General features: G+C 44.3%; 21 protein-coding genes and 3 riboswitches. Of the genes, 19 read left to right on the top strand and 2 right to left on the bottom strand.

The window, feature by feature from the left end; all coding sequences use genetic code 11:
* Positions 1–94 precede the first annotated feature (94 nt).
* From G476_RS0117640 to G476_RS0117590, 10 genes are all read left to right on the top strand, one after another.
* Complete coding sequence (locus tag G476_RS0117640; RefSeq protein ID WP_026691262.1) at positions 95–829, top strand: sulfite exporter TauE/SafE family protein; 735 nt, start codon at positions 95–97, stop codon at positions 827–829.
* Between the two features lie 467 nt (positions 830–1296).
* Positions 1297–2274 carry an AAA family ATPase gene (locus tag G476_RS0117635; protein WP_026691261.1) on the top strand — a complete coding sequence of 326 codons (978 nt, stop codon included), beginning with the start codon at positions 1297–1299 and terminating at the stop codon, positions 2272–2274.
* Entirely contained in the window at positions 2271–3533 is a 1263-nt protein-coding gene (locus G476_RS0117630) for a DUF58 domain-containing protein (RefSeq protein WP_026691260.1), read from the top strand. The genes G476_RS0117635 and G476_RS0117630 overlap by 4 nt, the downstream gene beginning before the upstream one ends.
* Positions 3514–5757, top strand: coding sequence for a transglutaminase TgpA family protein (locus G476_RS22395; protein WP_035187265.1), 2244 nt, complete (start codon positions 3514–3516; stop codon positions 5755–5757). Before G476_RS0117630 ends, G476_RS22395 begins: the two co-directional genes overlap by 20 nt.
* 64 nt (positions 5758–5821) lie before the next feature.
* Positions 5822–5925: riboswitch (purine riboswitch) on the top strand.
* Positions 5926–6146: 221 nt separating this feature from the next.
* Positions 6147–7685 (top strand): glutamine-hydrolyzing GMP synthase, encoded by a 1539-nt coding sequence (gene guaA, locus G476_RS0117620; RefSeq protein WP_026691259.1) that lies wholly within the window; start codon positions 6147–6149, stop codon positions 7683–7685.
* Between the two features lie 125 nt (positions 7686–7810).
* Positions 7811–7912, top strand: a riboswitch (purine riboswitch).
* Between the two features lie 203 nt (positions 7913–8115).
* Positions 8116–9429: an NCS2 family permease gene (locus G476_RS0117615; RefSeq protein ID WP_026691258.1), complete on the top strand. Its 1314-nt coding sequence runs from the start codon at positions 8116–8118 to the stop codon at positions 9427–9429.
* A gap of 191 nt (positions 9430–9620) precedes the next feature.
* Positions 9621–10583 (top strand): YncE family protein, encoded by a 963-nt coding sequence (locus G476_RS0117610; RefSeq protein WP_026691257.1) that lies wholly within the window; start codon positions 9621–9623, stop codon positions 10581–10583.
* Between the two features lie 194 nt (positions 10584–10777).
* The gene (locus G476_RS0117605) at positions 10778–11464 is read left to right on the top strand and encodes a response regulator transcription factor (protein WP_035187263.1); all 687 of its coding nucleotides are present in this window, start codon (positions 10778–10780) and stop codon (positions 11462–11464) included.
* A complete protein-coding gene (locus G476_RS0117600; protein ID WP_026691255.1) occupies positions 11457–12845 on the top strand; it encodes a sensor histidine kinase in 1389 nt (462 codons plus the stop codon). The genes G476_RS0117605 and G476_RS0117600 overlap by 8 nt, the downstream gene beginning before the upstream one ends.
* Positions 12846–13100: 255 nt before the next feature.
* Positions 13101–13895, top strand: coding sequence for a FixH family protein (locus tag G476_RS0117590; RefSeq protein WP_026691253.1), 795 nt, complete (start codon positions 13101–13103; stop codon positions 13893–13895).
* Between the two features lie 222 nt (positions 13896–14117).
* Here the strand turns inward: G476_RS0117590 and G476_RS0117585 are convergent, their stop codons facing one another.
* Positions 14118–15539 (bottom strand): PTS transporter subunit EIIC, encoded by a 1422-nt coding sequence (locus G476_RS0117585; protein WP_026691252.1) that lies wholly within the window; start codon positions 15537–15539, stop codon positions 14118–14120.
* Between the two features lie 120 nt (positions 15540–15659).
* On the opposite strand from G476_RS0117585, the gene G476_RS0117580 reads away from it, so the two are divergent.
* A complete protein-coding gene (locus tag G476_RS0117580) occupies positions 15660–17384 on the top strand; it encodes an amylo-alpha-1,6-glucosidase (protein WP_026691251.1) in 1725 nt (574 codons plus the stop codon).
* Between the two features lie 40 nt (positions 17385–17424).
* On the opposite strand, the gene G476_RS0117575 is transcribed toward G476_RS0117580, so the two are convergent.
* Positions 17425–18144 carry a UTRA domain-containing protein gene (locus tag G476_RS0117575; RefSeq protein ID WP_026691250.1) on the bottom strand — a complete coding sequence of 240 codons (720 nt, stop codon included), beginning with the start codon at positions 18142–18144 and terminating at the stop codon, positions 17425–17427.
* A gap of 477 nt (positions 18145–18621) precedes the next feature.
* On the opposite strand from G476_RS0117575, the gene G476_RS0117570 reads away from it, so the two are divergent.
* The 8 genes from G476_RS0117570 to purB all read left to right on the top strand — a co-directional run bounded on the left by G476_RS0117570 (position 18622) and on the right by purB (position 25927).
* Positions 18622–19734 carry a type III polyketide synthase gene (locus G476_RS0117570; RefSeq protein WP_026691249.1) on the top strand — a complete coding sequence of 371 codons (1113 nt, stop codon included), beginning with the start codon at positions 18622–18624 and terminating at the stop codon, positions 19732–19734.
* Complete coding sequence (locus G476_RS0117565) at positions 19716–20231, top strand: isoprenylcysteine carboxyl methyltransferase family protein (RefSeq protein WP_026691248.1); 516 nt, start codon at positions 19716–19718, stop codon at positions 20229–20231. The genes G476_RS0117570 and G476_RS0117565 overlap by 19 nt, the downstream gene beginning before the upstream one ends.
* A 685-nt stretch (positions 20232–20916) precedes the next feature.
* Positions 20917–21423 (top strand): DUF2179 domain-containing protein, encoded by a 507-nt coding sequence (locus G476_RS0117560; RefSeq protein ID WP_035187380.1) that lies wholly within the window; start codon positions 20917–20919, stop codon positions 21421–21423.
* Positions 21424–21426: 3 nt separating this feature from the next.
* Positions 21427–21633, top strand: a complete 207-nt coding sequence (locus tag G476_RS0117555; protein ID WP_026691246.1) for an NETI motif-containing protein — start codon at positions 21427–21429, stop codon at positions 21631–21633.
* A 167-nt stretch (positions 21634–21800) separates the two neighbouring features.
* Positions 21801–22388, top strand: coding sequence for a hypothetical protein (locus G476_RS0117550; RefSeq protein WP_026691245.1), 588 nt, complete (start codon positions 21801–21803; stop codon positions 22386–22388).
* Between the two features lie 200 nt (positions 22389–22588).
* Positions 22589–22690: riboswitch (purine riboswitch) on the top strand.
* A 311-nt stretch (positions 22691–23001) separates the two neighbouring features.
* Positions 23002–23487 carry a 5-(carboxyamino)imidazole ribonucleotide mutase gene (purE, locus tag G476_RS0117545; RefSeq protein WP_026691244.1) on the top strand — a complete coding sequence of 162 codons (486 nt, stop codon included), beginning with the start codon at positions 23002–23004 and terminating at the stop codon, positions 23485–23487.
* Entirely contained in the window at positions 23484–24632 is a 1149-nt protein-coding gene (gene purK / locus G476_RS0117540; RefSeq protein WP_026691243.1) for a 5-(carboxyamino)imidazole ribonucleotide synthase, read from the top strand. Before purE ends, purK begins: the two co-directional genes overlap by 4 nt.
* Complete coding sequence (gene purB, locus G476_RS0117535) at positions 24629–25927, top strand: adenylosuccinate lyase (protein WP_026691242.1); 1299 nt, start codon at positions 24629–24631, stop codon at positions 25925–25927. Before purK ends, purB begins: the two co-directional genes overlap by 4 nt.
* The last annotated feature ends 112 nt before the right edge of the window (positions 25928–26039 follow it).

Here is a 26039-nt window from a genome sequence, read left to right as displayed (position 1 = left end):
CCCGTGACTTTTTGGATCAACCTCTTTTTTGTGTATCTTACTCTACCGTAGTATGATGTTCTTTGTACTTTCACCTAGATTGGAGCGAACGTCTGTGATTATTGAACTTATATTATTATTTCTCATTATACTGGTTGGGGGCTTTGTCCAAGGGGCGAGCGGATTTGGGCTTGGTCTTGTTGTGATGGGGTTCTTGCCATTACTTTTAACGATTAAAGAAAGCACGCTTCTTGTGATGGTCTTGCTTCTCGTTTCCGCATTGACGATTATGAAGCGAGTCTACCAACATGTGATGCTCAAAGGCATTCTCATGGTGATTGCGGCGGCCATCGTTGGTCGAATCGGTGCTTATTTTGTTCTCACGACTTACGGTGAAATGGATATTATGAAGCAGTGGCTAGGATTCTTTTTAATTGGGATGGTTATTTATTTGATTGTAACGAGGAAGGCGCCTGAAAAAGAACAGCTGCATCCTATTATCCCGATTATTCTTGGGTTTCTCGGCGGTTTTGTAGGTGGTGTGTTCGCAGTTGGCGGACCGTTCTTTGTGTTTTATTTCTTGATGATCTATAAAGATAAACGCCGCTACAGTGCGAACCTGCAAGTCATTGTGATTGTAACAAGTGTGATGTCACTTGTGTTGCACGGAGTAAGCGGAGATTTTTATCCTGAATTCGCCTTATACGTAGTGGTAGGGGTTGTGAGTGCCATGATTGGTACTCAACTTGGCATGAGGTGGTTCGAGAAGCTTCCGAGCCATGTGATCCGAAACTTCGCCATGACTCTCGTCTTCTTGGCGGGAATTAATTTGATCTTGTTTGCTCAGTAAAGGGAAGAGGCTCGCTCAGGTAGCGGGCTTCTTTCTTTTTTTATAGGGGATAGACAGGAGGGGAGTGTGACGGGAGCTAACTGGATTAAAAATGAAAGAAGTGGCTCAAAAATACGAAAAGTGGATTAAAGATAAAATAAATGGATCAACTCCATGATAAGTGCCTCTAATAAAAAATAAGTGGCTCATCCGAAACCCGAAAGATCCGTGAGCAACTTTGAGACGAGAGGCTCTCCCTCTTAATTACTAAATATATGGAAATGAAGACCTCAATCGACGAAATTTCACACAACTCATGATATGATAGAACTAGATTTTAAGTCATTGATACTAGTAAGAGAATTGACTTTTTTAAATGAAAAGGGATCCAGATCAATCCGAAAAATTCCTTCGGTAAATGAAGCAAAGCATTCGCTTAACGGCGTAAAGAAGCTATAAATGAACAGCCAATATGAGGAGGATGGACCATGGAAAAACACGCACCTGAATCAACGGTTTCACAGCCGTTTGTAGATCGACTTATAGATAACGTGGAAAAAGTAGTAGTAGGAAAGCGAAGGGAAATCGAACTTAGTTTAATCGCCATGCTAAGTGGAGGGCATGTGCTCCTTGAAGACGTACCTGGTGTCGGAAAAACGATGATGGTTCGAGCGATTGCCAAATCGTTAGGGGCCGAGTTCAAGCGAATCCAATTTACGCCCGATCTGCTCCCATCTGACGTGACTGGTGTGAGTGTGTATAACCAACAGACGATGGATTTTGTGTTTCGAAAGGGACCGATCATGGCAAATGTGGTTCTGGCAGATGAAATCAACCGAACATCGCCTAAAACACAAGCGGCTCTTTTAGAAGCCCTTGAAGAAGGCAGCGTGACGACGGACGGAGAGACCCGTGAGTTGGATAAACCGTTTTTTGTCATGGCGACTCAAAACCCGATTGAATACGGCGGTACGTATCCGTTGCCGGAAGCGCAGCTCGACCGCTTTTTATTTAAATTCAAAATCGGCTATCCGTCGGCACAAGAAGAGTTGGAAGTGCTCAACCGTGTGGAAAGAAAGCATCCGATCGATGAGCTAAAAGAAGTTCTGTCTCTTGAAGAGCTACTCACTATGCAAAAGGAAGTGACGAAAACATACGTGGATGAAACGGTCAAAACGTATATTATCAGTCTCGTCAACGGCACTCGGAAGCATCACGCCGTACATCTTGGTGCTAGCCCCCGAGCATCCATTGCCCTGATGAAAGCGGGACAAGCGTATGCGTACATGCAAAACCGCGACTATGTGATTCCAGATGATATTAAATTCTTGGCCCCATTTGCCCTTAGACACAGGGTACTGTTGAACTCCGATGCCAAGCTATCGAGCATTACAAATGACAGAGTCATTCGAGACATAATTGATCAAGTGACGGTTCCTGTAAAAAAGGCAGCTGCTAAAAGATGAGCCACGTAAAAGCGGTGTATGAGGCTGTAAAAAAGGTCCTGCAGTTTGTCCTTTTAAGCGCTGTTATTGTGGGAACGTTCAGCTACGCCATGTTTCAAGGTGGCTTTGTCCCTTGGTTTCTCTTTTACACGGTCGCAACCATTCTTCTTATGATGTTCTTGTACATGGTGATTCCCCTCGGTTCACTTGATGTGACTCGTTCTGCTTCTGAGGAATCCCGTGTGGCGGGGCAATCGTTGACGATTACCGTGACTGTAAGACGAACGTGGCCGTTTCCCTTTTTGTATTTGATAGTTGAAGATGTGATTGAAGAAGGGTTAAAAAAACAGCTCAATACAACACCCAAAATTATTTTTTACCCTACAATAAAGCGGGAGCTTACGTTTTCTTATTCGATACCGAAGTTGAAAAGAGGCGAGTATCAGTTTTACGGCTTGCGTTTGGAAACGAGCGACATGTTCGGATTGTTTAGAAAAACAAAGTTTATTAAAGCTGCAGACGACCTTCTCGTTTATCCCGATCATCATCACATTGAACGGTGGGCCGCCTATGAGCGTCATGATACGGAAACGCGCTTGTCTACATCCGATTTTGTGGAGGACATGACATCCGTTGCTGGGGCGAGAGAGTATGTGCCCGGTGATAAATTGACGAGCATCGACTGGAAAGTGAGTGCTAGGGCTAATAAGCTCATGACAAAAGAGTTTGAGGAATATATCGGACAAAACTTCTTACTTATCTTGAATGAAGAGGTTCCCGATACGAGAGTGGAGACGCTTGATGCCTTTGAAAAGACCGTGGAAGTGGTCGCATCGATTGTCATGTATGCCCACAGGCAGCGTCTGGATTATGGTCTTTGGTCCTTGGGGATAGGGACGATTCGATTTCCTGTTGAACAAGGGAGCGATCATCAAAAGCGGATCGTTCATCATTTGGCTAAAGTAAAGCCCTCTGAAGACGGGGAGTTTGCGGCACGCTTAAAGGAATCGGAAGATCGTGTGCCACAAGGAGCTTCGTTAATCTTGGCTACAACTACACTGACGGACGATCTTTTGGACCGGGTGAGGGTGTTATTGACTCGGCGTGTTCAGGTGTATGTATGCTTTGTGGTAACGACGTTGGAGAGAGATCCGTGGGAAGAGAAACGGTTTGATGAACTGAAACGACAAGGAGCGACGGCTTACATGGTTAAAGAAGGAAGCTTCCTTGATTCTTTGGACACGAAAGAAGGTGAGCGACGTGAAACCATCAGTAGCTAAACAACCTCATACGTTTGCTCACTTTCTTGTGTATGCCCTCGGGTTCCTTTTGATTTGGGAGTGGTTAAGGCCGATCCCGATCGTGACGTATACGGGAGAAATCCATGTGTTTATCCTCTTTGCGTTGTTTGCTTTTTTGCTTACGTTTTTGCGAATTCCGTATTACGCGACCGTCCCTCTTTTGTTTTTAGGGAGTTTGTACGGTCATCATTATATTTTTGGAGAAGGCCGTTTTATTGAAAGAGACGGTGGAGGAGAGTCGGTGCGGACGTTTTTTAGCGACTTTTCACATAACCTTGGGCTTATTTTTAGCTGGGAGCTACAAGCACTCACCGATCCGTTCAGGTCCTTTTTGTTTTTCCTGTTACTCGGTCTTGTGGCGTACTTGATGTACTATTGGATTTTTTACATTAAGAAGATCTTTTTCTTTTTGTTCATCACCATCGTGTACATCACCGTATTGGATACGTTCACACCACTTGATGCAAGCATGGCGATTGTGCGCATTGTCGTGATCGGCTTTTTCCTCGTCACGATGCTGCATATGCTTACGGTTCAGGCTAAAGAACGGGAGATCGGAAGGCGATCAGCTTCTTATATGTCAACGGCTTGGCTGTATACCCTCATGGTGATGATCTTAGGTGCCGCGTCTGTTGGCTATGCAGCGCCTAAATTTGAACCGCAATGGAGAGATCCTGTTCCGACGCTTGAGAGGTGGGTCATGGGAGAATCCAGCGGTAGTGGACAAAGCGTCCGCCGTGTCGGCTATGGTGACAATGACGAGCGCCTTGGCGGAGGGTTTATTCAAGATGACAACCCGGTCTTTTACGCAGATGTTGAACAGCCTGGTTATTGGCGGGGCGAATCAAAAGATGAGTATACTGGACACGGTTGGGTGATTTCACCGGACTACGTGGACGCAGGCGATGATATTTCTTATTCTTTATACGCATCAGGCGTAAGTACAGAAAGCTACACAGCCCGTTTGGAAATGGAAGACGGAGTTGGTTTCTCTAACATCTTTTATCCCGGTCAATTAACGTCACTTGAGGTAAACGAGATGGCAAATGCAGATGGCACGCCGACATTTCAGATTGAACGTATAGGCGGAGAAGTCAGGATTGCGGACAGTGATACGTTGCTTCTTGATTACCAACTGGACTATGACTTTCCTTCCTTTAATACGACGGCACTAGAGTCGGCATCAGAAGAGGAAGACAGTGAGGCCATTCAAGAGCGATACTTGCAACTGCCGGACGACTTGCCTGACCGGGTTGGGGATCTTGCAGAAGACATTGTGTCGGATTATGATAACCGATACGATAAAGCCCTTGCTATTGAACAGTATTTTGGATCTAATGACTTTGTATACGATACAGACGATATCCCGGTGCCAGATGAAGGACAAGACTACGTCGATCAATTTTTATTTGATACACAGCGGGGCTATTGCGACAACTTCTCCACATCCATGGTTGTGCTTCTCCGTTCCGTAGATATTCCGGCTCGCTGGGTAAAAGGATTTACCGAAGGGGAGTCTGTTGAAACGTTAGATGGCGGCAGTGAGCGCTATGAAGTTACAAACGGGAACGCCCACTCTTGGGTAGAGGTGTATTTCCCGGAGGTTGGTTGGGTTCCTTTTGAGCCAACACAAGGGTTCAGTACAAACGTGGACTTCTCTGAGGAAGCACCGGATCAAGAAGAGACAGTTGTAGAAGAGGAAGAGGAAGACGCCCAAGAAGAGCCGAACGCTCCGGAGCAAGACGAAGATCTTTTCCCAGAAGATGATGAGTTCGGTGAGGCTGGAGCTGCCTCTGGTGGGAGCGATGGAGGCGGTCTGTTTTCAACAGATGAATGGGTGACTCCGAAAACAGTCATCATCTCCCTCGTCGTCCTTGTGATGGTCATGGTGCTCTATGAGAAGAAGCACCGATTACTAAGCCATTATTTCCTCCTTCATTACAAGCTCACAGGGAAGAACAAGGCATTTACGACTGCCTATGAACGGGCTCTTTGGCTTCTCGATAACGAAGGAATTCCTCGTGCAGAAGGGGAGACGCTTCGTGAATATGCCAATCGTGTGGATCACATCACGGGAACGACGGCGATGGGACGACTTACTTCAACGTATGAGCAAGTATGCTATGGTGGTCGATCAACAGGAACGGAATGGACGGAAGAGCAAAAACATTGGGAAGAATTGGTGAATGCCCTCAAGTCTTGACCATAGACCGTGAGATTGGTAAAATGAATCCGTTCGAAATCCTATAGTGGATGAATTGTACGTGTAACGATAAATGAACATCCTTCGTATATCCTTGGGAATATGGCCCAAGAGTCTCTACCGGGTTGCCACGATAACGACCTGACTATGAAGGCAGAATCTACGTTTATTTAAAAAACTAGAATTCTGCCTTTCTGTCTTTTCGTGATAGCAAGGGGGAATCTCTAGTTTTTTTTATACCTTCCTCCAGTATTAAAAAAGTGGCAGCCGAATGGGTTCCTTCAAGGCAATGAGAAGAAGAAAGAATCACGCATGAAACGGAGGGGCTCCAGGTTATACTAAGAGGTGCTGGAAGGTTCGGACTAAATTAAGGCAAAGGTGGATGAATCATGCAAGATATTAACGAAAAAATTGTTGTCCTCGACTTTGGCGGACAATACAACCAGTTAATTACACGCCGAATTCGTGATCTAGGCGTATTCAGTGAGCTCCGTTCTCATAAAATTACAGCCGAAGAACTTAAAGAAATGAATCCAACGGGTATTATCTTTTCCGGCGGACCAGGAAGTGCCTATGTTGAAGGGGCGCCTACATGCGATCCAGCGATCTTTGACATGGATGTACCGATCCTAGGCATTTGCTACGGCATGCAGCTAATGACTCACCATTTTGAAGGAAAAGTGGAAGCGGCAAACCGTCGAGAGTACGGAAAAGCAACGATCAACGTTGAGAATGAAAATAAATTGTACGAAGGTTTGCCAAAAGAGCAAAGCGTATGGATGAGCCACGGTGACAAAGTTGTTGCTCCTCCTGCAGGTTTCGTTGTGGACGCGACCAACGTGTCGTGCCCTGTAGCCGGCATGAGTGACGTAAGCCGTAAGCTTTACGGCGTTCAGTTCCACCCAGAAGTGCGAAACAGTGAGTATGGAAATGAACTACTCAAAAATTTCGTTTATAACATCTGTGAATGTGAAGGCAACTGGTCGATGGAAAGCTTCATCGATATGGAAGTGGCAAAGCTTCGTGAAGCCGTTGGTGATCGCCAAGTGTTATGTGCGCTTAGTGGCGGAGTAGACAGCTCTGTTGTAGCTGCCCTCGTCCACAAAGCAATTGGAGACCAACTTACGTGTATGTTTATTGATCACGGTCTTCTTCGTAAAGGCGAAGCAGAAAGTGTCATGAAGACATTTACAGAAGACTTTGATATGAAAGTGATGAAGATCGACGCTCAAGATCGTTTCTTGGGTAAACTTGCAGGGGTATCTGATCCTGAACAAAAGCGTAAGATTATCGGTAACGAGTTCATCTACGTGTTTGAAGAAGAAGCGTCCAAGCTTAAAGACATGGATTTCTTGGCTCAAGGAACGCTCTATACAGACATCATCGAGAGTGGTACTGATACAGCTCAAACAATCAAATCCCATCACAATGTGGGCGGACTTCCAGAAGACATGAAGTTCGACTTGATTGAGCCGTTAAACACGCTATTTAAAGATGAAGTACGTGAAGTAGGTACAGAGCTCGGCCTTCCTGAAGAAGTAGTTTGGCGCCAGCCGTTCCCAGGGCCAGGACTTGGTATCCGTGTTCTTGGTGAAATTACGGATGAGAAGCTTGAGATCGTTCGTGAATCCGATGCGATTCTTCGTGAGGAAATCAAAAACGCAGGTCTTGACCGTGAAATCTGGCAGTACTTCACAGCCCTACCTGACATGAGAAGTGTAGGGGTTATGGGTGACGAGCGTACGTATGACTACACGGTAGGTGTCCGTGCCGTAACATCCATTGACGGTATGACGTCTGACTGGGCTCGTATTCCATACGACGTGCTTGAAAAGATTTCTGTACGTATTGTAAACGAAGTAAGTGGTGTTAACCGAGTGGTGTATGACATTACGTCTAAGCCACCTTCAACAATCGAGTGGGAATAATAAGGTAAAACAAGGTTCGTCAAGGATGGTGTTGGCATGAAAGCCGAACATTACCTAAATTAACCTCAAAAATATTCGTGTTTTGTATTGACAGGCTTTTCGACAATTTGTTACACTACTTTTGTAGCAAGCAATTATATTCAGTTCGTATAATGACGGGAATAAGGCCCGTAAGTCTCTACCGGATCACCGTAAATGATCCGACTACGAACGGTCGAGTCGGAAAGTCAGTTGTTTGAATGGAAGGTCGCACCTGTATGTGTGCGTCTATCGTTCACACTCTTTCCACCTATCGTCGTTCATAAGAGAACTTACGCTCCGGGTCTTCCTTAAGAAGCCCGGAGCTTTTTTATGCCAAAAGTGGGGTCTGACCCCGCACGATTTTTTGTAAGATTATGGATTTTGACGTTTTGAGGGGAGAGAGTGGATCATGAAAGGTTATTTTCAGTTTGATGAGTTAGGTACAAATTATAGAAGAGAGTTTCTCGGGGGACTTACAACGTTCCTTGCGATGGCTTATATTTTGTTTGTAAACCCGAACGTATTAGAGCCGACAGGGATGGATACAGGTGCGGTATACGTAGCAACAGCTCTTGCGGCAGCAATTGGTACAGCGATTATGGGACTTATCGCCAAATATCCGATTGCACTGGCACCGGGAATGGGGCTTAACGCTTTCTTTACGTTTTCCGTTGTTCTTGGTCTTGGTATTCCTTGGGAGACTGCCCTTTTAGGAGTATTCGTTTCAGGTATTTTACTCTTTTTAATCTCTGTTACAGGTGTACGAGAAACGATCATTAACGCGATTCCAGCTGAGCTCAAGTACGCTGCAGCGGCGGGGATCGGACTATTTATCGCTTTTATCGGATTAAAAAATGCTCAGATTGTCGTTCCTTCAGAAGCAACGCTTGTACAAATTGGTGATTTAACAAACCCAGGAACTCTTCTTGCTGTGTTTGGAGTTGTGGTTACCGTTATTTTAATGGCTATTGGACTTAAAGGCGGAATCTTCTACGGAATGGTTCTTACTGCTCTTGTTGGTATTTTTACTGGTGTCATTTCAACGCCAACGGCCATTGTTGGTGCAATTCCAAGCCTTGAGCCAACATTCGGAGCGGCATTCTCTCCATTTGCGACGATGAGCTTTGGAGAAATCTTTACGATTCACCTTTTGATTGTCATTTTAACATTCTTATTCGTTGACTTTTTTGATACAGCAGGAACACTTTATGCTGTTGCAAACCAAGCAGGATACGTAAAAGACAACAAACTGCCACGAGCAGGACGTGCTCTTCTTGCGGATTCTTCCGCTACGTCTATCGGGGCAGTACTTGGAACATCAACGACAACAGCGTATATTGAATCATCTTCGGGTATTGCGGCGGGAGCGAGAACAGGGTTTGCATCCCTTGTTACTGCGGGATTGTTCTTACTCGCTTTGTTCTTCTCTCCACTACTCGTTGTCGTAACGAGCGAAGTAACAGCTCCAGCACTAATTATTGTTGGAATATTGATGGCTGGCGCTTTATCTAACATCGATTGGAAAAAGTTCGAGATTGCTGTACCAGCTTTCTTAACGGTGATTGCTATGCCTCTTACGTTTAGTATCGCGACAGGAATTGCACTCGGGTTTATCATGTACCCAATTACGATGGTAGCAAAAGGCCGTTGGAAAGAAGTTCACCCAATCATGTACGTAATGTTCTTCGTATTTATTGTCTACTTTGTATACTTGGGAGAATAATAGAATCGCAACCCCTTGGCAGACTGACTTTGAAAAAAAGCATATTACCAAACGAAAACGCACAGGCTATCTGTGCGTTTTTGAGTTGTTTGATTTTCCCCCTAAAAAACACTCATTTTCTTTATAGACTTCACAAAAACTTTATATTTGCCTACTATAATGGTTATAGTTTGTTGTGGAGGGACTTTATTATGAAGTATGTTTTCGTTCTACTATTTGCCTTGGTCCTCATGGGGTGTACGAATAACATTCAGTATGACTGGTCGGATCATGAAAAAAAAGACCTGCTGTTTGTTTCCCATCTGAAGGAACCATTATTGTCAGTGATTGATCCTGAAATGGCGGAGATCGTAGAAGTGTTTGAGCTTCCGTTCACCGCTTCGGATATGGTTTATATAGAAAAAAAGAATGTGATTGTACTCTCAAGTCAACAAGAGACTGACCTTTACACGCTGGACCTTGAGTCAGGTGGGTTATCAAGTGCTGTGGAAGTTGGGGAAGGGGTAGCAAGTCTTCTTTATGATGAAAGAGAAGAGATGATCTATGCCGCCCACTCACATAAAGACCGCGTATCACAGGTGTCTATTGACCCGTTTGAAAAAGTGGCACAAGCAGACACAGACGACCACCCGCTATCAATGGATGTGGATTCCAACCAGAATCACCTTTATGTAGCTAATGTATACGGGAACACGATCCAAGTTTTACATACTGACGGCTTGGAGGTGATCGATACGCTGAAGGTCATCGATCGCCCAAACGGTGTGTTGTTAGTTGAAGATGGTCTTCTTGTGGGGGGACACGGTCCTTTTGGTGATTTAAACCGTGATACGTATTACCGTACGTTTGAAGGAGAGGACGTTCTCCTTGAGACCGGGTTAATGCCAATTGATATTATCAGAGGTGGCGAGAGGGGCTATGTGATCAGTCACGGCTCTCACGAGGTCACAGCAGTGGACTTGTCTTCAATGGAGGTTGTTGATCAAGTAGAAGTGCCTCACAATCCTTATTACGGGATTATGAGTCCATCCGAGCTGATCGTAAGTAGCCTAGATGGGGACGCAGTTACCTTTATTGATCCTCGTGACTTAACGATCAAAACAAAGATTACCGTCCAGGCAGGGCCTCATGCCATGGTATATGTAAGGCACTGAAAAAGTTCGATCTTAAACTTTTTCAATGTCTTATAGGCAATGAGCGGAACGGTTGCATGTTTTGAAAGCTTGATATGAGTGGGTTTCTCGTAACAGGCGTGCAACCGAATGGAGCCATTGCCATTTAAATAAAGGCAGTGAAAAAGTCGGGGTGTACTTTTTCAGTGGCCTCTGGTACATGTGGAGGTAGATCAATGAGAATTCTAGTAGTTGATGACGAAGAAAGAATGCACCACTTGCTTTCCCTTATTCTCAAAAAAGCGGGGTATGATGTGACCGCCGTGTCTAATGGTGATGAGGCTGTGCGTACGTTAAAAGAACAAACCATCGATTTTGTCATATTGGATATTATGATGGAAGGAATGGACGGCTTTACGACGTGTGAAGAAATCAGAGAGTTCTCAGATGTACCTCTATTGATGCTTACGGCTATCGCTTCTACTGAAGAAGACAAAGTAAGAGGGTTAAAGAGTGGTGCGGACGATTATCTGGTCAAGCCATTTAGTAAAGATGAACTTTTAGCAAGGATTGAAGCCATCCTTAGAAGAATGAAGAAGTCTAACATAAGTAAAGGCACAACACTTGAACTTGGAGTTCTGACACTGAATTTGACTGAAAAATCCTTGAATATAGAGGGGAAGGCGATTACGTTAACGCGAAAAGAATTCGATATTTTGGAGCTTCTGATGCGTCATCCTGGTTGGGTTTTCTCAAGAGATCAGCTTCTCGATCGTGTATGGGGCGACCATTATTACCAAGCGACCTCCCGCACTGTGGATACCCATATGAAAACCCTAAGGATGAAGCTTGGTGAATCGAGCGCGTATATTCAGACGGTGTGGGGGATCGGGTACAAGCTGGAGGTACCTAAACATGCGTAATCGATACTTACCTGTCCGGACAAAATTCTGGATCTTGTTTGCCGCTCTAAGCTTTGCTGGGCTAGGGATTATCGTGTCTGTTACTCTCTATCTGTATGACGGCCTGTACTTAAAGTCGGAAACGGAGCAGCTTGAAGAGCATGCTCAGGCACTAAAAGAAGCCTATGAACAATACACAGATGAAGAATTCAACATACTCGTCGATTGGATTAGCGACTCCTCACTTGAAGTAGCGGTCAGTGATGATCCTATGACATTGGGGGCCGCCCTCCCCCTTTTTGAACCAGAGCAACATTTGATCATTAATGAGCAAGAACGTGAACAGCTCCTTAGGGGGGAGACGGTAGGCATTCACCGCGAGCATGCCTTTGTGGATACGCACTTACTAGGTGTGGCGAAGCCTATTCTTGAAGCTGGGGAACTTACAGCTGTCATCCTTGTTTATAAACCAGTGTCTGAAATCAATCAGGCTTTTCTAGAGGTTCTCCCCATCCTCGCTATCACAGCAATTGCAGGCTTTGTGATGTTGTTCTTGGTCAAACGGAACATTCAAAAAAACTATATTGATCCGGTCCTAAACCTTGAAGAAGCGGCTGAAAAAGTAGCTAACGGGCAATACGGGACGAGAGTTGTGATCGGCACCGAAAACGAAGTAGCTGATCTTGGACGATCATTCAATCATTTGGCCGATTCCATTGAAAAAGAAGACAGTAAGAAGCGTCATTTTCTACAGAATATTTCACACGAACTTCGTACACCACTGAGCTATATCAAAGGCTACAGTGAAGTGTTGGCTTCAACGGAACAAGATTCTGAAGTGCCCACGATCATCTTGCACGAAGCAAACCGTATGCAAAGACTTGTAGATCAAATCATTGACCTAACAAAACTTGAGGAGAGCAGTCGTATAACGATGGAAAAAACGCCTCTTGCCCTTGCAGAAGTTATCGTATCGGCAGTGGAAACGACCGCGGTTAAAAGCAAAAACAAAAAGCAGAAGGTCGAACTGAATGTGGATGAATCGATTCTGATTTCCGGTAATGAAGATCGCCTTATGCAGGTGTTTATTAATCTCCTTGATAATGCGATTGCTTATACCGATGAAGGCGGGCATATCAACGTAAAGTCCAGTCGGGTAAAAAAACAAGCCGTTATTGAACTCGCAGATAACGGAAAAGGAATCCCAGAAGAAGACCTTCCATATATTACTGAACGTTTTTACCGTGGTGAAAAAGGACGGACTCGCGCTAAAGGTGGACTAGGCATAGGTCTTTCAATCGTAAAACAAATTGTAGAACTTCACGATGGAACAATGATGTTTACATCTTCTCTTGGTCAAGGAACGACGGTGGAAATTCGTTTTCCTTTATATAATGAGTAAAGGCAGCCCTCTGTGGCTGTCTTTTTTGGTTAAAAGGGAGATGGAGAAGGCTTTTTGGAAAACGATGATTTTTACAACGCAGCTTCAGAGAGAGTTTTGCTTTAATAAACAAAAAGGTGAATCAGAAGGGCTAATGAGGACACTCGTAAGAAGGTTTATTTTACAGAAAAATAAAACATTAAAAACTTCACACTGATTTCACTTTTCTTATTTATGATGTGAATTGTGAACATATAAGAGAGGTGAGGTTCTACTATGAAGAAGGTGGCTATTATAGGAGCTTTATTCATGCTCGTAACTGCATGCGGTCAGGAAGAGGAAAATGGAAACGAAAGTGCTACTGACGAGCAGAATTTTGGCCCTATTGAGGTTGAAGTACTAATGGATGAAGAAGGAGATCCGGGAGATTGGGAACTTCAAGCCCTTGTCACTCAAGGGGACGATCCTGTGAACGATGCAGATGAAGTCACTTTTGAGGTATGGAGACAGGGACAAAAAGAAGATAGCGACATGCTTGATTACGAAGATGTGACTGATGGGGTTTACACGGCATCCTACACGTTTGAAGATGAGGATGTTTACTATGTTGTCCCTCACGTTACTGCCCGCGATATGCACGTCATGCCTACACACCAAATCATTATTGGTGACGCGGAAGTAAAAGAAGAAGAGGAAGAGCATGATCACGATCATGATGATGAACATGACCACAGTGACGGCGATGGCGAACATGACCATGGTGACCACGACCACAGTCACCATCACTCTGATGCTCTTGAAATCACGAGCAACTTTGATGAACTAAGCCATGGTGATGCTATCGAGTTAACGATCATGGAAGATCATGAGCCCCTAGAGGACGCGCGAGTCCGTCTAGAAATGTGGAAACACGGCGATGAAGCAAGAGAATGGGTTGAGATGGAAGAAGCAGGAGACGGTGTCTACCGCGTGACTTTTGAATTTGAAGAAACGGGAGACTATCATGTGGTCGTTCATATTGAGAACGATGAGCTTCATGAGCATATTGACGATACCTTTGTTATTGAATAACTGGTTTATATGGTTCAGCTGAAAGAGTGTTTAAATAGATAGAAACCGTCGGTGTGATTTGTCACTTGAAATCCACCGTCAATGAGGGTAATGGATACGAATGTTAAAATAAATAAAGGAAATATATAGCCATTGTGAGTGGTAGTAAGGTCATGTAAAAACCAAAAACCACCTGGTTTCCCAACGGGCCAGGTGGTTTTTACTTTATTTCTAGTATTCGCTCTAATTTTCATCCGTCGTTTTGAACAATTTACTCTTAAAGAACAGGAAGGTCAGTCCCACGGTCAGAACAAACGTGATTCCCATTCCAGTGAAGTAGTATCCCCAGTATTCTGGGAAGACGGACAGGAAGGAAAGGACGCCTCCTACACCTACAGATGTCGCTTTTACACCCTGAGCTGCAAGGTATGCACTTCCGATCGCGCTTCCGATCATAACGGCGATGAATGGATATCTGAATCGAAGGTTGATTCCGTAAATTGCAGGCTCTGTAACACCAAGCCATGCAGATAAGGTAGCTGTCAAAGAAACACCTTTCAGCTTTTTATTTTGCTTAATAATAAAGAACATCGTCAAAGCAGCAGCACCTTGAGCGAGTGTGACTGTTTCACCGATTGGCCATAACGTCACATAGCCAAGTGTACCGGCCATTTGCAGGTTTACTCCTAAGAAAATATGGTGCATGCCTGTAATAACAAGCGGTCCTGAGATGAATCCGTAAACACCGCCAGCAAGTGCAGGCGAGACTTCAAACAAATACAAAATACCATCTGTAATCCAGGTTGACCCCGTCATCGTAATCGGACCGATAAAACCGAATGTAAGCAAGCCTGTGAACACTAATGCAAGTGGTGCTACAAAGATCATTTGTAAGTTATCGTGAATAAAACGCTTCAGGTACTTTTCAGTCCAGGTTAAGATCAATGCGGCAAAAACCACAGGGAGCACCTGTCCCTGATAGCCGATTCGTGCAATTTCCCATCCAAACAGGTTCCAGTACTCCACATCGCCTGGATTTCCAGCGTAATCATACGCCGACATCAAAGAAGGGTGGACTAATAAGAGACCCATTACGATCCCCAATAATTGACTGCCTCCAAACTTTCTGGTTGCAGACCACGCAATGAGGACTGGCAGAAATGTAAACGCTGTATTGGCAATGACATTAATAAACTCCGCAAAGCCTGTCCAGCCTGAGTGCACATCAAGTATTGATTGATCATCATAAAAAATGCCAGGGTTTGCAAGAAGATTATTTAACCCTAAAAGCAGTCCGGCAGCTACAATGGCAGGCAGAATGGGGATGAAAATATCAGCCAGAATCCGAACGCCCTTTTGAATAACATTTCCTTTCTTGGCCGTCATTTTCTTCATATCATCCTTTGACACTTCACCGGTACCAGTTTGTTCTACAAACTCCTTGTAAACCTTTTCAACTATCCCCGGACCAATGATAACCTGGAACTGTCCATTTGCAGAAAAGGTCCCCTTGACCAGTTCATTTTCCTCTAATGCCTTTTTATCTACTAAACTCTCATCTATTAATATCAGCCTCAGTCGAGTAACGCAATGCGATGCACTGCTGACATTTTCCGGCCCGCCGACATGTTTGACGATGTCAGCTACATTTTCTTTAATCCCCATTTTCTTATCCTCCTCAAAAAATCGCTTTCAAAATCAAAACTTGTTTAAACAAGTTCGATATAGTACAGTATAAATTGTTCTAAATTGATGTCAAGTGAATTTTATAAAGGAGTGTTTATTTTGGATATAAGTATTACGCCAATGAGCCATTTTGGTTCTTACATGGCACTCACTTATCAAAAGGGTGAAACGCCTGATAAAAAAGGGATTTTTCTTAATTCTGTACGAGGAAAATCCAAGCAACACCAGAATGCTCTCAAAATCATCCCTACGGTTGACGGAAATCCAGTTGACTATACCTATCAAGCCGACGGATTTAAAATCTCCCTTATCTTTAATTGTGGAGAACTCAATCTGTGCTTTGAGGATTCAGAGAGAATTTTTGTCCAAGGCAGTGGAGAAAATGTTGGGCTTACATTGGATACCCAGCCTGTATTTAACTTTGAATATAACTATCTATTAGGAAACACTGGTGAGGAATTCTGTATTGTCAATAGCTACAAGAATTTGACCAAGTACATGATCTATGCTCCAGATGGCTCTGTAAGCTTGCAACAAAATGTCTCTATGGATACATCTGGTAGTATGAACGAAGCGGATAACATCTCCAATATCCAGGTCACTCCAAGAGATTCTGAAGAATTTTTGTGTGTGATCGAGGATCTGCCTACCCACGGCGGTGTGCCAGAGAAAAGAAATTATTTATTTGAAGCGGCGCTTGAAAAAAGCACGAAGCATTTTGAGGCATTTTTATCAAAACAGCCCTCTGTTCCTAAAGGATACGAGCAAACTTTACGTAAAGCTGCTTACCTGAACTGGAGCTGTATTGTCAACGAACAGGGTCTTCTGAAACGAAAAGCCATGTATATGTCGAATGCTAATTTCCCGGGGGTGTGGAGCTGGGACAATGCATTTAACGGTCTGGCACTTGCAGGAGTGGACGATAAGCTTGCCTGGGATCAGATCCAGCTGTTATTCGATCATCAGGATGAGAAGGGCCAAATTCCCGGTTCGATTAGTGATTCGACTATTCGCTGGAATTTCTCTAAGCCACCGGTCCAAGGACTATTTGTACTAAAGATGATGGAAAAAATGACGCTTTCGACAGAGCAACTCGAGACGGTCTATTCTCAAATCAAACAGCATGTTGAATTCTATTTAAAATATAAAGATTATAATCAGGACGGCATTTGCGAGTATCACCATGGGAATGATTCCGGCCAAGATAACAGCACGGTGTTCAGAGATGCAAATATTATTGATTCGCCTGACTTAACGGCCTTTTTGATCAAATCAATGGATATGCTTTCTGTGGTGGCAGGGAAGCTCCACCGTGATCAGGATCAGCAGTACTGGGAAAAAGAAGCCACTCGATACACAAACATTTTCTGTGAATACTTCCTAGTCGATGACCTCCCAGTCGCCCGTTTTACTAAGGATAGCCAGGCGATTAATAGTCAGTCGATCCTCCCTCTTGTTTCGATCATCCTAGCAAATAAGCTACCGGAAGCTACGAGAAGGAAAATGGTTGATGTCTTAAAGAGTGACAGGTATTTCACGGAGTGGGGGATTGCCTCGGAGGCGATCGACAGTCCGTTTTATGAAGAAGATGCCTACTGGAGAGGACCAATCTGGGCTCCTACTACACTTATCTTCGTTGAAGCGTTTGAAGAATGCGGAGAACAGGAGCTTGCGGATGAAGTAGCCCGAAAATTTCTGGACCTTTGCAAAAAAGGCGGGTTTGCAGAAAATTTCCATGCAGAAACGGGAGAGGGATTACGCGATCTCGCCCATACGTGGACCTCAAGCGTCTTTATTCATTTAGCCGATAAGCTGGCAAACTAAAAAAAGTGTACGAGAACGGCATTCGTTCTCGTACACTTTTTCATTTTGTTTGTTTTTGATCAAAAAAGACAAAATTGCCAGGTGTGTGTCGGGATTGCGTGTGCTCAAACATGACACCATCCCCATTAAAAATATGACTTGTCACGACTACAATACTGTTGAATCCATCGAGCTTCAAATAGTTCTCATCCATTTCAGTAGTACGCTCGACCACCATTTTACGTTTCGCTGTGACAGCCCGCTGATTCAACTCTTTTGAAAGGTATTCATAAATCGAATCTTCTGCGATGTCCACCGTTAGCTCTTTTACGACATCCTTGCGGAAATAGTTAACATCCATGATAACCGGATTGCCTTCTAAATGACGGACCCGTTTGATATGGTAGACTTCGATGCCAATCGGCATTAACGTGTGTTCATGTATAGTTTCATCCACTGTCAATGTTTCAAACGTGATCACTTTCGTTTCATGCTTCTTATGGTTTCTTGAGGCAAACTGTTTGAATGACTCTGTCTCCCCAAACATATACTCGTTTTGTTTGAAGTCCTGATAAATCACCCGTGCACCCTGCCCATGCTTCGTTTGCACATATCCGTCATTGATGAGATTGCCAATGGCTCTCCGAACTGTATTTCGTGAGCATTCATATTCTTTCACGAGCGTATTCTCCGAAGGGAGCAGCTGCTGATACTCATAAAACTTCTTTTCTATCTTCTCTTTTAGATCCTCATAGATTTCAATGTATTTTGTTTTTGGCATGATTCTATATTACCTCACTTTAGTATTGCTTGGAGACATTAATAAGCCCTGTCCTATGCTTACAACTCTTAAGCTATATGGATTACCCCTTACTAAAAATGTCCGGCATACGACCCAATACGGAGTATTTGACCTGCTCAAACTTCATCAAAGATCATTCACAAACATATTGATTCAATTTAACAGCAGGAATCTTTCATAAAATAAGTAGTACATCTACTATATCATGGCTTTTTGACTTAAAAAAAGTATACTATATGATTTAACAGCAAGGTTTCAAGCGCTTAGCATTAACCCTTCACTAATTAAACCTATAAATAGTCAAAATAGCAGTGCTGGACAGCAATCCAGAAAGTGGTTGAAGAGTTTAATGCGATTAGTAAAGGCCCATCTAATACTTTTTCTAAATTTGGATGATATTGGGCGTATTGGTCACACTATGAAGACATTTCACAGACATAGTGGGAGGGCAAAAAAATGCCGGCAATTTTATCAGTGAGTACGGAAATTCCCCCATACACCATCGCGCAAGAAGAAACAGAAGCCATAGTAAAAGAACTTTTTCGTGAGTCCTTTACAGATATTGATCGTATGATGAAGATTTTTGGCAATGGGCAAATTGACAGTCGCAATTTTGTTGTACCAAAAGAATGGTTTGAAAAGGATCATTCATTTGAAGAAAAAAACGAACTATATATAAAAGAAGCGGTCCGCCTTGGTGTGAACGCCATTCAAACGTGCTTAAAACCGAGTGAATTTCTCCAAGAAGAAGTGTCATGCGAAGAGATTGACGCGATCATTCTCATCTCCAGTTCCGGGTTTGCGACGCCGACGATCGATGCAAAAATCATGAACGAGCTTCCTTTTTCCCCTCATACGAAGCGGATTCCGATTTGGGGTCTTGGATGTGCCGGTGGGGCTGTGGGCGTTAGTCGTGCGTATGAATATTGCCGTGCCTATCCAGAGGCCAAGGTGCTCGTTGTTTGTATTGAACTGTGTAGCATCACGTTTCAGCGAAATGACACACGAAAAAGCAATCTCGTCGGTACGTCTCTCTTTGCGGACGGGGTTGCATGCGCCCTTGTTACAGGTGATGAGGCAATGAATACGGGGAAGCCGAGGCTACCTGCGATTCCAACGATTCTAGGAACCCAGTCTACCTTAATGCCGGATAGTGAAGACGTCATGGGATGGGACGTAAAAAATTCCGGCCTCCACGTGATCTTCTCTCGAGATATCCCTGGGATTATCCGCGAATGGCTCAGACCAAATGTAGAAACGTTCCTTGAGCAACGAAATTTAAAGCACGAAGACATTCATTATTTTGTTGCTCACCCTGGAGGGCGAAAGGTGTTGGAGGCTTATGAAACAGCACTCAATTATTCGGAGCAAATGACGGAGATTCCTCGCCGAGTGCTCACGAATAACGGGAATATGAGCTCCCCAACGGTCCTTTACGTACTAAAAGAGACGATGCTGGAACAACCTTCTCCGGGAAGCCAAGGGATCATGACGGCTCTAGGGCCGGGGTTTTCATCTGAATTACTGCATTTAAAATGGGAGGGAACGTCATGCTCTTCTGGACACTGATCGGTATCGTCATCGCTCAAAGAGGTATTGAGCTTGTAGTGGCTAAAAGTAACGAGCGGTACATGTTAAGCCAAGGGGCTAGGGAGTTCGGGCAATCCCATTACAAGTGGATCGTGATGATGCACGTAGGGTTCTTCGCATTTCTCACTTTTGAAGTGTTTGCGTTTGGGAAAAATGCAGCCTCTTTTTGGGTCGTGCCCTTCGCTCTTTTTTTGCTCGCTCAAGGAGGCAGGCTATGGGCACTTTCCTCTCTCGGCCGGTTCTGGAACACAAAAATCATCGTGCTACCGGGAGCCGACTTAGTGAAGCGGGGGCCATACCGCTATCTAAGTCATCCCAACTATGTCATTGTGGCACTTGAATTTATTGCGATTCCGCTCATTTTCAATGCCTACGCAACACTGATCATCTTCACCTCCTTAAATGCGCTTCTTCTTCTCAAAGTCCGCATCCCTGAAGAAGAAAAAGCCCTCATCTGGGCGACTACGGAAGAGTGAAATTGTGCGGGGATAGTATCCATAGCCATAAACTTAAGGGATTGTTTAAAGTAAATAAGTTGAAGAAAGGTGTAGCCGGAATGTTCTTCGCTTTCCGCGGAGGTGCTGGCGAGCCTCCTCGCTTCGCTGCGGGGTCTCGCCTTGCCCCCACTTCCGCAGGAGTCTTCGAACATTCCGGCTACACCTATTCACATGGTCAAAGTCAGATTGTCTGTAACAGTTACATAGATTATGGGGCTTCACCAATTAAGTAAAGCAACCTATTTTATCGACCTACAGAAGCCATTCGAAGTTTATGGAGGAAGTATATAAGAAGAATAGCGAGACACCATTTCAAGTGTTAAATAACACGATGAAGGAGAAAGAAAAGTTGATACTCTTAAAAGTTTAAATAAGCTGTTTGTTATATAGAGATCATCTTTTAATAAAGTATCAAATGGAGTGAAAGGTGGCGACTCCCAGCGACGAGCTTTTACATCTACGATTGTATGGACTTTCTTTCTACCAGAAAGTCCTTTTTTCTATGGATTTGTCGACTCGTAAAAACGAATGACTAAACGCTAATCTACGAAAATAGACTGGTTATTAGAGAGAAGAGACGAGTTTAGAAGGGAACAGGAGAGATTTTAGAGGATGTAGAGGGGGAGTTTGATTGCTCCAAGTGTTACTCGATCACGCTATTGGGATGCTTGTAATCATTCTTGTGATTAACGTTGTTTACGTCACACTGTTTACGATTCGGATGATATTTACGTTTAAAAGCCAACGTTATCTGGCGGCCATTACAAGTGTGGTTGAAATTGTGATTTACATCGTCGGATTGGGGCTTGTACTTGATAACTTGGATCAGCCGGCAAACCTCATTGCTTATGCCATTGGGTACGGCATCGGTGTGATCGTTGGAATGAAAATTGAAGAAAAGCTCGCTCTGGGGTATATTACTGTTAACGTGATTACAAAAGAATATGAGCCTGACATCCCAAATGCATTACGGGATAAAGGGTACGGTGTGACAAACTGGGTTGCATACGGGCGTGAAGGTGAACGACTCATGATGGAAATCCTCACCTCCAGAAAATCCCAAACACACCTTTACAATACAGTGAAAGACCTCGATCCTCACGCGTTTATCATCTCTCACGATACAAAGATGTTTTACGGTGGATTCTGGGTCAAAGGCATACGGAGGTAACGCATGGGAAAAGGGAAAAAGAAAGAAAAGTTTCATGTTGAAGAGAATGAAACGATCGGTGACTGCCTCGATCGCATGGCGAAAGCCGGGTACACGCCCGTTCGTCGTATGGAAGAACCCGTGTTAAAAGAAGTGAGAAAGAATGGCAAAATAGAAGTAGAAGTCTCTCATCAGCGGATCGTTTTTGAAGGGAAGCTTACGAGTAAGTAACATTTAACTTAAAACAAAATTACCATAACGAGGAGCAGCTCAGTCAATAAAAGAACTGGGCTGTTTTGCGTGTAGATAAGGAGGTTGGTCGAACATTGCACAATAGTAGAAGTATGAAAACGAAGGGAAGAGTCGTCTTCATTATTTAAGGAGAGAGGTGCTTTTTTATGTTCTCTAGGGAACAATTACAAGATTTAATTAACGGTAAGATTGTTGGGAGCCGTTTTCCTTATGATACAGGTAATGAGCGAGAAGTTGAAGCACACATGAGACGCTTGTTTTATCATATCAATCGTATTCCTAATCTTATTTGCGAAGCAGAATGGAACCATTTTGGAAGTGGGTATGCCTCCTTTGTTCAATTTTTTTGTTATCGAAAAGAAGATGTGACAATTGTTCAAGAGAAAAACGGAATGCAAGAGGTGGAGATAAGTGGAATAATTATTGATATATGTCGGCTGGCTCCTGTAGCGATTATGGGTGAAGATCATCGGTTCAAGAAAATTCGTATTCAAACAAACGAAGAAGTAAGTGGAGGACATGGGATGCTCGATAGCCCAAATCGCTTATATGTGAGTGAGAAATTAGAAGCAATCGAAAAACAAGTAAATGAAGCGCTACGTGCTTTTGATATTAAGCGGTTGAGACCGGAGCAATTAGATAAACCGTTATCTCTTCAAGTGAAGATCCCTACAATTTATCGTGAACCTAACCAATATATAGAGATGGATGCTATTTTTTATTGGGAGGATTAAATAATGAAGGTCATGCCTTTGTAAGTCTGTTGATTGAATATATCATGGCCTAGAAGGTTCGAACGTAAATCTCAAATGTAAGAAAAAGACAACGATTTTTGTTAAATAATAGCTAAAAGACGAACGTTACAAGTGAAACGAATCATTTCGTTCGATTTTAGTTGACATGAACACAGATCTCTTGTTACGATTGAAGCGACAAAACGAATGAAAAGAGACCTCATATAATCTCGGGAATAGGGCCCGAAAGTTTCTACCTGGCGACCGTAAATTGCCGGCCTATGAGGACGACCGATATACGTGAGTGCGAGAGCAAGCGATCATCAGTCAGCGAACCGTCCGTCATGAACAATACGCGACGATTTACGCCTGAGGTCTGCCTCGTAACGGATACGTGTGCGTTTGTCCTCCTATGGGCAAATGGACACGTTTTTTGTTTTTGCATTTTGATTCGAGGGCGAAAGCTTGAGCGTCTTGGATTTATTTCTACCAAAACGTTCGGTATTTCTTCCAAAATGACGATTAATTCTGCCATAAAAGCAATTCATTTTTCCAAAATGTTTATTCATTCTACCAAATCAAAAAATCCGCTCACGAAAGAAGGGAATTTCCAATGGTCAAGGTCGGTGTGATTATGGGTTCTATCTCTGATTGGGACACGATGCAAGATGCAACAGACGTACTTGAAGAGCTAGCCATTCCTTATGAAAAAAAGATCGTCTCTGCTCATCGGACTCCGGATCTTATGTTTGAATACGCAGAAACGGCGAAAGCACGTGGAATTGAAGTGATTATCGCCGGAGCAGGCGGTGCCGCCCATTTACCTGGCATGGTCGCGGCAAAAACTCTTTTGCCCGTAATCGGGGTACCGGTTCAATCTAAAGCCTTGAACGGCCTCGATTCCCTTTTGTCTATTGTGCAAATGCCAGCTGGTGTACCAGTAGCTACTGTGGCAATCGGAAAAGCAGGGGCCACAAACGCGGGACTTCTCGCGGCGCAACAACTGGCTGTTCATGACGAATCGATCGCAACTAAGCTTCAATACCGAAGAGACAAGAAACAAGAAGAAGTCATGGAAAGTGGGGCGAAGCTGCTATGACGAGAGTTCTTCCTGGCAAAACGATCGGAATCCTCGGAGGCGGCCAACTTGGTCGAATGATGGCCCTCGCTGCTCGCGAAATTGGATATCGCACAGCTGTGCTTGAACCAAAAGCCGATTCGCCTGCCGCACAAGTTGCCGACCAAGAAGTCATCTCTGACTACAACGATCTGGACGGGGCAAAAAAACTGGCTCATTCTTCGGACGTTGTCACATACGAATTCGAAAACATCGACTCTACCGTCGCCTCGTGGCTCGAGGAACATGCCGATTTTCCTCAAGGAAGCGACCTCTTGGCTATTTCACAAGACCGCCTTCAAGAGAAAAAAGCAATACGGTCGTTCGGCGTTTCGATCGCACCATACAGAGAAGTGAACACAGAAAAGGACCTCAAGAAGGCAACGGACGAACTGGGTTTTCCATGCGTCTTGAAAACAACTCGAGGCGGCTATGATGGAAAAGGGCAGGCCGTTTTAAACGAACAAGGAGACATCCGAGAAGCTTGGGAGCGCCTTAAACAAAACGGGCCATTCGTCCTCGAAGCATGGATTCCATTTGAAAAAGAACTGAGTGTCATTGTCACCAGAAGCGTGTCAGGGGAAACGACCGTTTTCCCAGTTGCGGAAAACGTCCACCGAAACAACATCTTGCACCAAACGATTGTCCCAGCAAGAACAAGCTACAGGGTACAAGAAGAAGCCGTTCTTTTAGCCAGAAAGCTCGCCGAATCTTTTCACCTCGTAGGAACGTTGGCGGTTGAGATGTTTCTCACAAAAGACGACGTGCTTTACGTAAACGAACTGGCACCCAGGCCGCACAATTCCGGTCACTTTACGATCAATGCATGCGACACATCACAGTTTGAGCAACACATCCGAGCTGTGTGCGACCTGCCACTCGGAAAGACCGATTTACTAAAGCCGGTTGTGATGGTTAATATATTAGGGGAGCATGTACCAAGAATCCTTGAGAAACTTGATGAATTTCCAACCGCTCACTTGCACTTATATGGAAAAGAAGAAGCAAAGCCGGGGCGAAAGATGGGGCATTTAACCATTCTTGGGGAAGATACAAATAGGATTCTTGAAAACATCCACTCATCCTCAATTTGGAGAGAACAAGAAGCAATGGAGGCAAACCGATGATTGAACGTTATACTCGCCCGGAAATGGGCGCCATCTGGACAGATGAAAACCGATACCAAGCGTGGCTTGAAGTTGAAATTAAAGCCTGTGAAGCATGGGCAGAACTCGGAGATATTCCAAAAGAAGACGTAGTGAAAATCCGTGAAAATGCGGGCTTTGACGTAGAACGCATTCTTGAAATTGAAGCAGAAACACGTCATGACGTTGTTGCATTTACACGCGCCGTGTCTGAAACTCTTGGTGAAGAACGGAAGTGGGTTCACTATGGACTTACGAGCACAGACGTTGTTGACACGGCCCTTTCTTACTTATTAAAACAAGCGAACGAGATCATTCTCGCCGATTTGGAGCGTTTCATTGAGATCTTAAAGGACAAAGCGATTGAACACAAAGATACGGTCATGATGGGGCGTACGCACGGGGTTCACGCTGAGCCGACCACATTCGGTCTTAAACTTGCCCTTTGGTATGAAGAAATGAAGCGTAACTTGGAGCGGTTCAAGCAAGCGGCTGAAACCGTTCGTGTAGGTAAACTTTCAGGAGCTGTTGGTACATACGCGAATATCGACCCATTCGTGGAGCGTTTTGTTTGTGAAGGACTTGGTCTTGAAGCTGCGACGGTTTCAACACAAACATTGCAGCGTGATCGTCATGCCCACTACATGGCAACCTTGTCGTTGATCGCAACATCGATTGAAAAAATGGCTGTTGAGATTCGTGGCCTGCAAAAAACGGAAATGCGCGAAGTGGAAGAGTTTTTTGCTAAAGGGCAAAAAGGATCGTCTGCGATGCCTCACAAACGTAATCCGATTGGATCTGAAAACATGACAGGCTTAAGCCGTGTAATCCGCGGGCACATGATGACAGCGTACGAAAACGTTCCTCTCTGGCATGAGCGTGACATCTCGCACTCATCTGCAGAACGCATTATTTTACCGGATGCGACGATTGCCCTAAACTACATGCTCAACCGTTTCGGCAACATCGTGAAAAACCTTACCGTGTTCCCTGAAAACATGAAGCGTAACATGGGACGCACGTTTGGGTTAATTTATTCTCAGCGCGTGCTTTTATCCCTTATCGATAAAGGGCTTGCCCGTGAAGAGGCATATGACCTTGTTCAGCCAAAAGCCATGGAAGCATGGGAAAAAGAAATGCCTTTCCGCGAGCTTGTGGAAGCAGACGAAAAAATCACCAACTTGTTATCATCTGCAGAACTGGACGATTGCTTCGATTACCGCCACCACCTCACTCAAGTGGACGGGATCTTCGAACGCTGCGGGTTGACGAAGTAATAACCAAGTAGGCATTAGGTTTTAACCAAAGTTGATATTGAAGCAGCCTGCATGGCCTTCGCTTTCCGCGGAGGTTCCGGTGAGCCTCCTCGTGCTACGCACTGCGGGGTCT

The sequence above is a fragment of the Alteribacter aurantiacus DSM 18675 genome (assembly GCF_000429705.1).
Taxonomy (GTDB): domain Bacteria; phylum Bacillota; class Bacilli; order Bacillales; family Salisediminibacteriaceae; genus Alteribacter; species Alteribacter aurantiacus.
The sequence above is the reverse complement of the archived record's forward strand: the minus strand, read 5'-3'. Positions and strand labels throughout refer to the sequence as shown.